The organism is Hyphomonas sp., from assembly GCF_022844445.1.
GTDB lineage: Bacteria > Pseudomonadota > Alphaproteobacteria > Caulobacterales > Hyphomonadaceae > Hyphomonas.
On the sequence record NZ_JALHLS010000016.1, the window covers coordinates 25,192 to 37,184 of the forward strand.

14 protein-coding genes are annotated in these 11,993 nt (G+C 64.4%); 5 read left to right on the forward strand and 9 right to left on the reverse strand.

Translation table 11 applies throughout. The annotated features are described in order from the left end of the window. Positions 1-72: 72 nt before the first annotated feature. From Q0C17_RS15340 to Q0C17_RS15360, 5 genes are all read right to left on the reverse strand, one after another. Positions 73-1,164, reverse strand: a complete 1,092-nt coding sequence (locus Q0C17_RS15340; protein ID WP_291208123.1) for a phosphotransferase — start codon at positions 1,162-1,164, stop codon at positions 73-75. Beyond that, a complete protein-coding gene (locus tag Q0C17_RS15345) occupies positions 1,161-1,775 on the reverse strand; it encodes a hypothetical protein (protein WP_291208125.1) in 615 nt (204 codons plus the stop codon). Before Q0C17_RS15345 ends, Q0C17_RS15340 begins: the two co-directional genes overlap by 4 nt. Before the next feature lie 18 nt (positions 1,776-1,793). Continuing rightward, positions 1,794-2,603 (reverse strand): pyrroline-5-carboxylate reductase, encoded by an 810-nt coding sequence (gene proC, locus Q0C17_RS15350; RefSeq protein WP_291208127.1) that lies wholly within the window; start codon positions 2,601-2,603, stop codon positions 1,794-1,796. Between the two features lie 7 nt (positions 2,604-2,610). After that, positions 2,611-3,114 (reverse strand): YbjN domain-containing protein, encoded by a 504-nt coding sequence (locus Q0C17_RS15355; protein WP_291208128.1) that lies wholly within the window; start codon positions 3,112-3,114, stop codon positions 2,611-2,613. 113 nt (positions 3,115-3,227) lie between these two features. Continuing rightward, the gene (locus Q0C17_RS15360; RefSeq protein ID WP_291208129.1) at positions 3,228-3,488 is read right to left on the reverse strand and encodes an accessory factor UbiK family protein; all 261 of its coding nucleotides are present in this window, start codon (positions 3,486-3,488) and stop codon (positions 3,228-3,230) included. A 76-nt stretch (positions 3,489-3,564) separates the two neighbouring features. On the opposite strand from Q0C17_RS15360, the gene lgt reads away from it, so the two are divergent. From lgt to Q0C17_RS15385, 5 genes are all read left to right on the forward strand, one after another. Then, complete coding sequence (gene lgt, locus Q0C17_RS15365; protein WP_291208131.1) at positions 3,565-4,518, forward strand: prolipoprotein diacylglyceryl transferase; 954 nt, start codon at positions 3,565-3,567, stop codon at positions 4,516-4,518. A 58-nt stretch (positions 4,519-4,576) separates the two neighbouring features. Continuing rightward, on the forward strand, positions 4,577-4,933 hold the full coding sequence (locus Q0C17_RS15370) for a hypothetical protein (RefSeq protein WP_291208134.1): 357 nt from the start codon (positions 4,577-4,579) through the stop codon (positions 4,931-4,933). Positions 4,934-4,960: 27 nt separating this feature from the next. After that, positions 4,961-6,007, forward strand: a complete 1,047-nt coding sequence (locus Q0C17_RS15375) for an SAM-dependent methyltransferase (protein ID WP_291208136.1) — start codon at positions 4,961-4,963, stop codon at positions 6,005-6,007. 69 nt (positions 6,008-6,076) lie between these two features. Further along, positions 6,077-7,087: an LLM class flavin-dependent oxidoreductase gene (locus tag Q0C17_RS15380; RefSeq protein ID WP_291208137.1), complete on the forward strand. Its 1,011-nt coding sequence runs from the start codon at positions 6,077-6,079 to the stop codon at positions 7,085-7,087. Between the two features lie 103 nt (positions 7,088-7,190). Continuing rightward, the gene (locus Q0C17_RS15385) at positions 7,191-8,429 is read left to right on the forward strand and encodes a serine hydrolase domain-containing protein (protein WP_291208139.1); all 1,239 of its coding nucleotides are present in this window, start codon (positions 7,191-7,193) and stop codon (positions 8,427-8,429) included. A gap of 374 nt (positions 8,430-8,803) precedes the next feature. Here Q0C17_RS15385 and Q0C17_RS15390 read toward each other — a convergent pair whose 3' ends face one another. The 4 genes from Q0C17_RS15390 to Q0C17_RS15405 all read right to left on the reverse strand — a co-directional run bounded on the left by Q0C17_RS15390 (position 8,804) and on the right by Q0C17_RS15405 (position 11,988). Beyond that, the gene (locus Q0C17_RS15390; RefSeq protein WP_291208141.1) at positions 8,804-9,202 is read right to left on the reverse strand and encodes a hypothetical protein; all 399 of its coding nucleotides are present in this window, start codon (positions 9,200-9,202) and stop codon (positions 8,804-8,806) included. Between the two features lie 4 nt (positions 9,203-9,206). Next, complete coding sequence (locus Q0C17_RS15395) at positions 9,207-9,488, reverse strand: hypothetical protein (RefSeq protein ID WP_291208143.1); 282 nt, start codon at positions 9,486-9,488, stop codon at positions 9,207-9,209. Between the two features lie 897 nt (positions 9,489-10,385). Next, positions 10,386-11,294 (reverse strand): LysR family transcriptional regulator, encoded by a 909-nt coding sequence (locus tag Q0C17_RS15400; protein WP_291208145.1) that lies wholly within the window; start codon positions 11,292-11,294, stop codon positions 10,386-10,388. Between the two features lie 475 nt (positions 11,295-11,769). After that, on the reverse strand, positions 11,770-11,988 hold the full coding sequence (locus Q0C17_RS15405) for a DUF2892 domain-containing protein (RefSeq protein WP_291208147.1): 219 nt from the start codon (positions 11,986-11,988) through the stop codon (positions 11,770-11,772). Between the last annotated feature and the right edge of the window lie 5 nt (positions 11,989-11,993).

The window sequence follows — 11,993 nt, forward strand, 5'->3', positions numbered from 1 at the left end:
TGCCAGTTTCTGGAAAGGTTTGGACCAGGCAACCACTCAGGCGTGCGAGCGCGGAAGATCAGCGGGCTTCCGTCAGACCAGCGACTTCAGCAAGTCCAGACTGTTGTTGTCGTGGATCTGCGCCGAGTGGCGGCGCAGCATCGTGAGGAACATCTCATCACCGCGCTCGGTCTGCTTGACGATCATGGCTGCGGCGAAGGCGACCGAGATGCCGTAGAAGGCAAACCAGCGATAGTGAGTGTAGAGATCATCGAAGCTGTAGCTGGTGATGCCTTCGGCTTTCAGGCGGTCGTGATAGTGGCGCAGCAGCGCCTTCTCATGCTTCGGGCGCTCCTCGCGCGTCAGGCCAGCGCCAATAAAATAGGCGACGTCATTGGCGGGCGCGCCCTTGCCGGCGGTCTGCCAGTCGACGACGGCGAGCGGCTTCTTCGCGCCCGGCTGGCCGAACAGCATGTTGTCGAGCCGGTAATCCGAATGGGTCAGCGCGTACGGGCCCTGATAGGTCTCGCCCCATTTCGGCAGGCTCGCCGCATAGGCATCGCCCACCTCGATCTGCTCGGCGTTGATATGGGCCGCGTAGCGTTCCTTGAAACCGGTCCAGAGCCCGGCGACCATTTCCGGACTGAGGCCCGGCGGCGGCGCCTTGGCGGAGCCCTGCAGCCAGTCATGCTCATCCAGCACCGGGTCTTCCCAATGCGCAGCATGCAGTACGGCGGCCGCCTCCATGGCGAGCCTTGCCTCTTCAAGGCCGCAGCCTTTCAGCTGGTCACCCTGCTCCGACGGCGACATGTCTTCCATGATCAGCGCAAAGCGATTGGTCTCAGGATCATAGTCCGTGTACAGCGCATCCGGCGTGATGCGGCCGGCGACTTTCGGGAAGGTGCGATAGAACATCACTTCCCGCTTGTAGTGATTGAGCATCTTGGCCGTAGCAACGCTGATCTCGTTGGCGGACGGGAACTTGCCCACCAGCGTCTTCGGTGCGCCCGGGCCCGCGCGGGCATAATCAAACACGAAGCGGACATTCTCGCCGATCTGCCCAGTGCCGATCGATTTCGAGGTGAGGCTGCGCACTTCGCCGTCGATGCCAATCTCGCCGAACAGCTGGTTGAACCAGTCGGCTTTCAGTTCCAGCGGATGGGTGTCGAGACCGGGACGGCTCATGCGGGCTTTTCCTCTGTTTTCTGATTGTCCGGTCCACGGCCGGTGAAGCGGCGGAACTGGCCGAGCCGGTCTTCCGCTCGGCGCAGGCCCTTGTCGAGCGCGGCCATGGTGAGGGCGAAATCGCCGCTGGTCTCGCGCCGCCAGGCGCGTTCGGCCTGCGCGATGACGAGGGCGATGCCGATGCGCTTGAGGCTGGCGGGGGCGCCGCCATCATGGTCGAGACCCGCCGAGGCGAGCGCCCAGGCGGCGCTGGCATGGCGGTGGTTCGGAAGGCGCACGACATGGGTGAGCGAGGTCTCGCGAAACTTCATGATGTTCACGAGGCCCGCGCGGTATGGCTCCATTGCTTCGAAACGCAGCATGATGACATCGAACAATCGCTCGCGCGGCGAGGCCTCATCCGGCACGCCTTCAGCGGACATGGCCTTGTCGAAATACCCGTCCAGCGCCTCGACCAGATCCTCGCGCGAGGCGACGCCATGGAAATCGGAAAGAGAGAGTTTCGCCTTGGCCGCGATGTCCGTGAGCGGAATATCGGACCATGGCCGCGACGCGGCGAGGTCAAGGGCGGCTTTCAGCCCTTTTTCGATGATCTTTTCAGCAGCCGCCAAGGCGGGCCTCCCGGGGTTTCAGTCCGCCTCCTTTGACAGCTGCCGGTCGCGGGTGGCGGCGGCGCGCAGGGCGTCTCTAAGCAACCTCGGCATCCCACCCGTGTCCATGAGGATGTCAAGGGCTGCCTGGGTGGTGCCGCCGGGGGAAGTAACCGCGCGGCGGAGGGATTCGGGGCTGTCGGGGCTCATCGCCATCAGCGCAGCGGCGCCCTCGACGGTGCGGCGGGCAAGGCGCTGGGCGAGTTCGCGCGGCAGGCCTTCGGACTCGCCAGCCTCGGCCATCGTCTCGGCGAGGAGAAAGAGATAGGCGGGGCCGCTTCCCGAAAGGGCCGTGACAGCGGACATCATCTGCTCGTCCACGGGTCCGTGGACATCGCCCAGCGGCTCAAGCAGGCCGCGGGTGGTTTCAAGGTCGGCGGCGGCGAGGCCCGGCGCGGCGGAGAAGACCGTGATCCCCTGCCCGATGGCGCCCGGCGTGTTGGGCATGGCGCGCACGACGCGGGCGGTGCCGAGGCGGCGGGAAATCTGCGCAATGCGCACCCCCGCCATGATCGAGACGACGAGCGTCTTGGGGCCGACAAAAGCAGAGGCGGCTTCAGCGATGCCGGAGAAGGCCTGCGGCTTGACCGCGAGGACAAGGATTGCGGCCGGCGCCGGAGGCGCGTTGAGACGGATCTTGCCCGCTTCGGCCCAGGCAGAGACGTCCGCTGAAGGATTTGGCTCGATAACGGTGATGACGCGTTTCGGCTTGGCCTTCAGCCAGCCGCGCGCAAGGGCAGCGCCCATGCGCCCGGCGCCGAACAGGACAAGGGATGGCGCGCCAGCCACCCCGGCCTCAGGCTTCGCCGTGGGTTTCGAACATCACCGCATCGATGGCTTCGCGCGGCGACTTGCCGGCCCAGACAAGGAAGTTGAAGGCCGGCATGAACCGGTCGGCCGCACTTACGGCGGCCGCCAGGACAGCGCGGACCTCGCCTTGCGTGACTTCCTCGCGGCCTTCCATCGGGAAAGTGTAGCGGAAGATGATGACCCCGTCGTCCGACCAGAAATCGAAGTGGCCGACCCAGAGGCGCTCGTTGGCGAGCATCACGAGCTCGGCGATGGCGCTGCGCTTGGCGGCCATGGCCTTCACGTCGAGCGTCAGGGAGAAATGGATGGCGGACGGCTCCGGCCGGTAGGCGAACAGGGCGCCCATGTCGCCCCAGCGCGTTTCGGCGACGACCTGCAGGGTGCCTTCCTCGTCGCGCTCGTAGGGCCAGTTGGCGGCTTCGAGCACGACTTCCACGAGATCGAGCGGGTCGATGTCGAAGTCCTGGCTGCGATCGAGGTCAAGGCTCATTCGGAGGCCTCCGCATCTGGGTTAACGTGATTGGCGCGGGATTCGTATGACAAATCCACCTCCGAACAAATCGGGCGGCCCGGGGCTTGTCCATGGGGTTGCGCAGTGGGGGATCAGGATTTCGTGGAATTCGCCTGCCCCGCTTCGAGGGCGGCGATGCGCGCCTCGAGGGTTTCAACCCGGTCCAGCGCGGCAGTCGCGATGGCCTTGAGGGCCTCCACTTCGTCGCGTCCGGCAAGATCCATGTCGGCAATCAGGGCGCGCACGCGCGCCTGCGCGGCGGTTTTGGCTTCTTCGCCCGCTGCGCGGGCGGCGCCGAGTGCGCCGGTCATCAGGCTGGCGATGTCATCGAGCAGTGGATTTGTGCCTGCCATGCGGCTACTCCTTCGCGCCGGGAATGCCGGATCGCCTATCAGATAAGGCGCCGGCCAGACAGGGAAAAGACGCCGCATGACCGAACTGCTGACGATGATGGGCGTTTACCTTACCCAGGCCGTCCTCACCTTCCCCGAATGGAGCCCGGCGCTGGTTTCCTTCGATCTCGGGTTCATTGGCCTCGGTGAGTTCCATCTGCGCTGGTATGCGCTCGGCTATATCGCCGGCATCGGCGGGGCCTGGTGGTACGGCTCGCAGCTGCTGAAACGCGAGAGCCTGTGGGGCGGCAAGGCTCCGCTGAACCAGGACGGTCTCGACGACCTGATGTTCTGGATCATCATCGGCATCATCCTCGGCGGCCGGCTTGGCTATGTCCTGTTCTACATGGTCCCCTACCAGATGGAGACGCTGGCCGCGGACCCGCTGACGGTCATACGGATCTGGGACGGCGGCATGGCCTTCCACGGCGGCATCCTGGGCGTCGCCGTCGTCCTGTGGTTCTTTGCGGCGAAGCGCGGTGTGCGGCTGCTCTCCGTCGGCGACATTGCCGGGGTGACGGCGCCGATCGGCATCGGCCTCGTGCGGATCGCGAACTTCACCAATGCAGAACTCTATGGCCGGCACACGGACGCGCCGGTCGGGATGGTTTTTCCGGAAGGCTATGTGCCGGGCTCAACCCCGCCGGCCTTCAACTGGGACACCGACAAGTGGGTTTATGCGGGCAATGAAATGGCGCGCCACCCGAGCCAGCTTTATGAATCGGTCCTCGAAGGCTGGCTGCCGCTGATCGTGCTGTCGATCCTGATCTGGAAGTTCGGCGCACTGAAGCGGCCTGGCCTCGTGGCCGGTCTGTTCCTGATCATGTACGGCGTCGGCCGGTCGGTCGCCGAGAACTTCCGGGAGCCCGACGCTTTTGTCAGCGGATTGCCGGAATGGCTGACCATGGGGATGATCCTCTCCGTGCCGATGTGGGTGGGCGGCGCCTGGCTGATCTGGAACGCCTTGAAACAGAAGGAAAAGCGCGTATAAAATTCGTTGATAAGTAAAACTACCTAGTCACAACGCGCGATCCCGGGGGAGGCGCCAGATGCGAGCGGATAGCCTCTACAAGCTCACGGCAGCGTGCCTGATCACGCATGAGCTGGATTCGATCATGCGAATGGTGATGGCGCCGGACCCGTTCAGCGCCTTCTCCCATCTTGAACAGATGATCTACATGTGGGGCCACATCCCGGTCGTGATCGGCCTCCTTTTCATTGCGCAGAGCACCTACAGGTCCTCGATCCGCTATGGCACGTGCGTCTTCGCAGTCGCGCATGTCGGTCTGCACTGGATTGGCCGGGATGCGGCGTTCCATGATTTAGGGACCATGGCGAGCTGGGTGCTGATCCTGCTGGCCGGCATCTTTGGTGCGGCCTATCTCGTCCCCGCAAAAGCGCGTTGAAACGCGTCGAAGGGAACTGAGTGAGCCATGACGATTGAAAACCGGCTGGTGCGCCTGATCGAGACAGGCGGCCCGATTCCCCTCTCCACTTTCATGCAGATTGCCCTTCACGATCCGCAGGACGGCTACTATGCCGTCCGGCCGGGCATCGGGCGGGACTTCACGACCGCACCGGAGACCAGCCAGGTGTTCGGCGAGCTGATCGGCCTTTGGCTGGTCCACGAGTGGCGGGCGATCGGCACGCCCGAGACCTTCCAGCTGGTCGAGATCGGCCCGGGACGCGGGCAGCTGATGCTCGACGCGCTGCGGGTGGCCGGCGCTGCCGGTGGCAAAGCCTTCGCGGACGCCGCGCGCCTTGTCTTCGTGGAGCCGAGCGCGGTTCTGAAACGCACGCTGGGAGAGATGTTCGCGCCGTTGTCGCCGCAGTTTGCCCGGACATTGGCCGAAGTGCCGGCCGGGCCGGCGCTGATCGTGGCGAACGAGTACCTGGACTGCCTGCCCGCGCGCCAGTTCCGCCGGTCCGATGGCGGTTGGCGCGAGTGCGTCATCGGCCTCGGTGAGGAGCGCCGACTGGTGTTCGGCCTTGCCGCCGACGAGCCGCGCCCGCCGCAGGGCGCTTCGCTCGATGGCGAGGTCGTAGAGGTGCAGGCGGGACTGGACCTGGTGGTGGCTGATCTGGTTTCGCGTGCGGCGCCGGTACGGGCGCTGTTTATCGATTACGGGCCGGATGACCGCGCGCCGGGCGATACGCTGCGCGCCTTCCGCGACGGGCGGCAGGTGAGCCCACTGGAGACTCCGGGGATGAGTGACCTGACGGTGGACGTGGATTTCGGGCGGCTGGCACGCCTCGCAGCGGCCGGCGGCCTCGATGTGGCGGGGCCGGCGCCGCAAGGCATGTTCCTGCTCGGCCTCGGCGCGCAGGCGCGGCTGAACCAGCTGGTGGCGGCCAATCCGGACGACGCCGAGACCGTGTTTGCCGCGGCTCGCAAACTGATCGACCCCGCCGACATGGGCGCGCGGTTCAAGGCGATCTGCCTGTCGTCGAAGGGCCTCGCGAAACCGGCGGGATTCTAGCCTATTGGCACGCAGCCGGGTTGCCCCCATCTGATGGGCAGCCCGCAAGCCACCCGAAGGACACCTCCCATGACCGAACTCTCCATTCTGGAACTGGGACGTGTGCGCGAAGGCTTCACCCGCGCCGACGCGCTGAACGAGGCGCGGCGCCTGGCGCAGCATGCCGAAGCATTGGGCTACAAGCGCTTCTGGGTGGCTGAGCATCACAACATGGCGGCGGTGACGACGGCGGCCACCTCGCTGGTGATTTCGCACATAGCCGCGGGCACCAAGACGATCCGCGTCGGCGCCGGCGGCATCATGCTACCGAACCATTCACCTTATGTGATCGCCGAACAGTTCGGTACGCTCGAGGCGCTCTATCCTGGCCGGATCGACCTCGGTCTCGGCCGGGCGCCGGGCACCGACCAGAACACGCTGCGGGCGCTGCGGCGGGATCCGTCCGCCTCTGAACATTTCCAGCAGGACGTGCTGGAGCTTCAGGCCTGGCTCGGACCGTTGCGTGAGGGTCAGCGGATTGAAGCTGTACCCGGATCAAATTCCAACGTGCCGCTGTGGATCCTTGGCTCCAGCCTCTATGGCGCGCAGATGGCGGCAGCGTATGGCTTCCCGTTCGGCTTTGCCTCGCACTTTGCGCCGCAGATGCTGGACCAGGCGCTGGCGATCTACCGTGGCAGTTTCCGCCCGTCTAAACATCTACCGAAACCCTACGCTCTGATCGGTGTGAACATCATCGCCGCAGAGACGACCGAAGAGGCGAAGTATCTCGCGACCTCGCAGCAGATGTCGTTTGCTAACCTCGTGCGCGGCGAGCGCAAGCTCACCCAGCCGCCCATCGACGACATCGACACCTACTGGACGCCGGTCGAGCGCGCGCAGGCCTCCGCGATGCTGAACTTCAGTATTATTGGCGATGCCGCCGCCGTGCGCAGAGGCATCGACGCGCTGCTGGAACGTACGCAGGCGGATGAACTGATGGTTGTCTCCGACATGTACGACCAGGAGAAGCGGCGCCGCTCGTTCGAGATCATCGCCGGCGTGATGGCCGGGCGGAAAGCGGACGTGCGGGCTGACGCCTGACGGGCGGCGGCGCGCCCGAATTCTTTCCAGAGTTCAACTGGACAGACCGCGCGGAGTCGATTCTAACCGCAAGCCCAACGGGAATCGCAAGCAGGTTACCTCAATGCTCAAATCGCTTACCGGCGCGCTCGCAGCCTTTGCCGTAAGTTGCCTGCCTGCGGCGCAGGCAAATCCGGTTCGCCTCGCACAGCTGGCCTCACCGGAAGTCGTCGCCTCCGTGCAGGAGCTGCGGATGGCAGCGACCCTTGAACAGGCGATGCAGACCGGCGATTTCGTCGGCCTTGCCGTGGCCGTGGTGCGCAATGGCGAAATCACGTTCATCGGCACCTATGGCGAAACGGAAATCGGCAATGGCGAGGCGGTGACGCCGGACACCGTGTTCCGGATTGCGTCGCTGTCCAAGGGGTTCGCGTCCAGCTTGGTGGCAATTGCGGTCAATGAAGGACGCCTCTCCCTGAGCGCGCCCGCGACCGGGATCGCGCCGGAGCTGGCGCTGGCTGGCGGCGCCGAGAAGTCGCTGACGCTCGCGCACCTCCTGAGCCACCGGACGGGACTGCCGCCGAACGCGTATGACAACCTGCTGGAAGAAGGCATCGCACCTGAGCGGATCCTTCCGATGTTCCGGAAGGTGAAATCCATCTGCCCAGCCGCGGACTGCTACGCCTACCAGAACATCACCTATGATCTGGCGGGGCGCGCACTGGCCGACGCCTACAGCCTGCCTTATGCCAGCCTGGTCGAGCAGCGCTTGTTCCGCCCACTGAGCATGAAGACGGCCTCCTACGGCCTGGAGGGCCTGACGCGCACGAACAACTGGGCCCGGCCGCACACCCGCAAACGCCAGACCGATCCGGCGAAACCGCCGCACCCCTGGACGATACTCGAGGTGAAGACGCCCTATTACGCCACACCCGCAGCGGGCGGCGTGAACGCGTCGATCCGCGACATGGCGCAATGGGCGAAGGCGCAGCTGGGGCATATGCCGGATGTGCTGGCGCCGGGCGCGCTGGGCCTGATCCACGCGCCGCAAGTCAGCACGCCGACAGAAACGCGGCGGATGCGGGAGGTGATGCCAGGACTGCGCGCGTCGCACTACGCCTACGGCTGGCGCGTTTATGACTATGCGGGCCGCACCGTGATCGCGCATGGCGGATCGGTAGACGGATATGGCGCGCAGATCATGTTCGTGCCGGAGACGGACACCGGCATCATAGTGCTGTCGAACACGCGCTCAACGCGCGTGTGGGCGATTGCGCCGATGTTCCTTGACCTGACATTCGGCCTGCCGCCAAGGGACTGGCTGTTGCTGGAAGAAGCCGCCGCCCTCGGCGCAGCGCGCTGAGGCGCCGGCCTGCGAGACCTCAGGCAAGGTCGCGGATTTTCAGTTCGCAGGTCCTGTCGCGGGAGGCCGCAGCCTTGGCGAACGTCTCGTTCGGGAGGACGCCGTCATCCGGCGCAATTCCGCGCTCATCGGGCACCGTGGTGGAGCCCTCGCAATGGCCGACCGCGTTGAGGTGAACACAGGCGTTGGTGACCCAGTCGCGCGCGCCTGCCCGCCCATCAGCGTCTCCACCCGGTCAGGCATCAGCACCACCGCGACGGCCTCCGACAGCGTCGAGGCGAACCGCGAGCTGGCCATCCGCTTTCAGGGCGGCGCCTTTCACCTTGGTTGCGCCGATTGTCGGGGCGACCCGTTGTGTCCAGTGAGACGTCAGATCAGAGAACCGCCATCACCATCGATTGCAACTGGCGCATGGCGCGCCCCGGATCGCGAACGAGCGTATAGCCAAGCATCAGCGCTGCCAGGACGACAGCTGTCGGATGTTTGCGGATCAGGGCCATGACGGCGTCGCCCGGGAGACCTGCGAGCATGTCGGCAGCGGCAGTCTTTACCTCTTCGGTTTCTTCTTCGACTTCCTCGCTTGGCCGGGACACGGCCCAAAGGGCAAGGAATGACAGGGCGGCGAGCAGGCCTGCCGCCGCCGCCAGGCCGCCGACGGGCCCAAGCCAGTTGGCGAGCGCCGCGATGAGGGCCTGACAGGCGATCGCAAAGGCGCCGAGGCCCAGAAGGACCCCGGCGACAGCAGTGAATACGCGCAACTTTATCGCGGACACCGGATTACTTCCGGAGAACGGCGATCAGAATACCGACGCCGAAAGCGATGCCGACGGCCGCAAGCGGGTTTTCGCGGATCTGATCAACAAGAAGCGCGCGCGCTTCCTTGGCCTTTACACCGGCGACATCTGCCATGTGCTTGCCTTTCTCGAGTGCTTCGTCGGCCTTGTCGGCGGCCGTTTCTGCAAACTCGGAGGCCCTGTTTGCAGCCTCATGGGCCATGGAAGGCTTGTCCGAAAAGGTCTTCGTGCGGCTGCCGGGAATCTGTGTCGTGGTATCGCTCATCGTTAGCTCCATGCTTTGTGCTTCGTGCTCAATAGACGCCGCGCGCGGAGCGATGTTCCCTTCAGTGTGCATTACGCTTTGTGCACCTATCGGGAAATGGAACCCAGACTCTGTCCCGGCGGGTCGCATGACTGTCCGTGATGGCCGAGCGCCCATGCCTTCAGGCGCCTCAAGGCCTTTCACTTTTCAGCTCATTGATTTTCTTCGTCCACGGAATACCAAGCAAGCCGCTCCGGAGAGCGGGTTCATTGCAAGTTTCCGGGGCGCTGCGACCTCTTCTGCCAGGCTCAAGGACATTGGGAGCGTCGCCGCTTGCGTGCAGCCAGGATGCCGGCACCCAGGTTGACGGCATTCCCTGTCCCGGCTTCGTCCTATGCCGTTTCGTATACGAAGAATGCCTGCCGGCGCCATTCGTGCCGGGCCGCTCCTCTGGTAGCGATCGTCTTTCGGAAGCCGCGCTCGGTCTCTGTGAAGAGGAAACGGGAATCTGGGGGTGCCGGATTGACTACACCATTGAGAACGGCCGCATACCGGCCAGAGCTGACAAGAACGTGGACTATTCCGAAGACTTCTTCCCGAAGACACCTGTCGTGCGCGACAGGTATGCGTTCGCGGCGATGCCTGACACAAGGCCCGTGGAACGCTGGCGAAAAAAATCCTGGGTGGGGAGCGGAAGTCAGGGCTACGACGCGGGCATCCTGGAAGTCCGGGATCGCTGCGAGGCCGATAGCGGCGTCGCCTGCTCGGCCATTGTCGGGACAGCGAACGGCGTGCTTGTTCAGTACTCAGACAAATATGGGCAGGGGTTCTGGACAAATGCCCTGAACGAAAGGTCTGCCTCAGCGCGCGGTCGTAGACCTGACCCGGCGCGGCGAGACAACCCCCGCCTACTGAGTTTCAGACGGGTGGGTGGTCGCCGTGCCGGGAAAGCGCTGCCGCAAGGAAATCGAATACCGTGCGCACGCGCTTGCTGGTGTTCAGTTCGCGGTGGGTGGCCAGCCACATCGGAACCACGATGGGCGCCATGTCGGGCAGTACGCGGCGGACCAGCGGCTCATGCTCGCCAATGTTCGCCGTGATGACACCGATCCCCGCGCCGCGCTTGACCAGCTCCCACTGAACGAAATGGCTATCGCAGGTGATCGGAAAATTGCGCTTCGTCAGGTTCAGTCCGTGCGCGTTGAGCCCGTCCATCAGAAGGTCCGTGTTGGAGAAGCCGAGGAATTCCGCGCGCGCCAGGTCAGCCATCGTCGACAGCCCCTCCAGTCGGCTCAGGTAGGTTTCCGCCGCATAAAGATAGGCATTGTCGTCACGCAGCTTGCGGATGATGAGATCAGGATCCGTAGAGCTGAAGCTGCGGATCGCAATGTCCGCTTCGCGCCGCCTCAGGTCCGTCGGCGAATTGGACGCTACGAGCTCAATCTCGATTCCGGGATAACTCGCATGCAGTTTGGTCAGGATGGGTGGCAGGAGATAGGCAGAATAGACTTCGCTCGCCGTTATCCTGATCTTGCCTTCGATGGCTTGTGACTGGCCCGACGCTGACAGCGAAACACGTGACGCCGCCTCGCCCATGGGTCGCACGTGCTCGAGGAGTTCGAAACCGCTCGGCGTGAGGAACAGCCCCCGCCCTGCACGTTCGAAAAGGACAAGACCGAGTTCCTTTTCCAGCGCATCAACCTGCCGGCTGAGCGTCGGCTGCGTCATGCCGAGCGCGCGCGCCGCCGCGGAGAGAGACCCCTCCTCCGCCGTTACGAGGAAGGCTCGCGCCCTGTTCCAGTCAAATTTTACGGACCGCCAATTCATGAAGGCCGTTATACGGTCAGAACCTGTTCCGGCAATTCATGTTTGACATCTGTCTGACTGCCCAAAGATCGCGTGGCGCAAAACCCATGACAGATGAACCCGGCACGGGGACCGCCACGATCGCAATCGATGACGGGCAGATGGGTCACCTGCCTGACGATCCATACAATCACGCATATGTCAGATACGAAATGCGATCTTTCGGGATCTGGGCCTCGCCAATAGTCTCGCGCCGCGAAGTTCTGCACGAAGCCCGGTCAGGCAGATTATCCGCGAGATGACCGGACAGTCAGAGTTCGGTTGGGTTTCGCGGACACGATCAGTGCGCTGATGGTCCTGGCGGGCAGGTCCTGGAGGAAATGCCGGAGCCGCGCCGGGGAAAGGCGCCTGCTTTGATGCGCCGCGCGTCTGGTTGCTGCTCACTGAAGGCGCGGATGGCGGAAACGCCAGCCTGCTAGAGGCCGCACCCAGACCTTCAGCGGAAGGCGTTTCCCGACTTGATGCCGAGCGCCTTGAAGAGCATCGCTGCAGGGCAGAACCCCGTGAAAGACGCCTGGAGCAGGTTCAGCCCGGCAAAGGCTGTGAGCAGCAACCAGTATGGCGAAACGAAGTGGGCCAGCACGAGGCTGGCAAGCACGACGAGGCCGGCAAAGGCAAGTACGGCACGATCTAGGTTCATGAGATTACTCCGCATGGGAT

What these genes read in the sequence shown, in the direction of transcription:
- Q0C17_RS15380 (WP_291208137.1), top strand. Translation starts at nt 6,077, where the DNA reads ATGACCGAACTCTCCATTCTGGAACTGGGACGTGTGCGCGAAGGCTTC.
- Q0C17_RS15405 (WP_291208147.1), bottom strand. Translation starts at nt 11,988, where the DNA reads ATGCGGAGTAATCTCATGAACCTAGATCGTGCCGTACTTGCCTTTGCC.
- Q0C17_RS15340 (WP_291208123.1), bottom strand. Translation starts at nt 1,164, where the DNA reads ATGAGCCGTCCCGGTCTCGACACCCATCCGCTGGAACTGAAAGCCGAC.
- Q0C17_RS15355 (WP_291208128.1), bottom strand. Translation starts at nt 3,114, where the DNA reads ATGAGCCTTGACCTCGATCGCAGCCAGGACTTCGACATCGACCCGCTC.
- Q0C17_RS15360 (WP_291208129.1), bottom strand. Translation starts at nt 3,488, where the DNA reads ATGGCAGGCACAAATCCACTGCTCGATGACATCGCCAGCCTGATGACC.
- Q0C17_RS15395 (WP_291208143.1), bottom strand. Translation starts at nt 9,488, where the DNA reads ATGAGCGATACCACGACACAGATTCCCGGCAGCCGCACGAAGACCTTT.
- Q0C17_RS15370 (WP_291208134.1), top strand. Translation starts at nt 4,577, where the DNA reads ATGCGAGCGGATAGCCTCTACAAGCTCACGGCAGCGTGCCTGATCACG.
- Q0C17_RS15385 (WP_291208139.1), top strand. Translation starts at nt 7,191, where the DNA reads ATGCTCAAATCGCTTACCGGCGCGCTCGCAGCCTTTGCCGTAAGTTGC.
- lgt (WP_291208131.1), top strand. Translation starts at nt 3,565, where the DNA reads ATGACCGAACTGCTGACGATGATGGGCGTTTACCTTACCCAGGCCGTC.
- Q0C17_RS15400 (WP_291208145.1), bottom strand. Translation starts at nt 11,294, where the DNA reads ATGAATTGGCGGTCCGTAAAATTTGACTGGAACAGGGCGCGAGCCTTC.
- Q0C17_RS15375 (WP_291208136.1), top strand. Translation starts at nt 4,961, where the DNA reads ATGACGATTGAAAACCGGCTGGTGCGCCTGATCGAGACAGGCGGCCCG.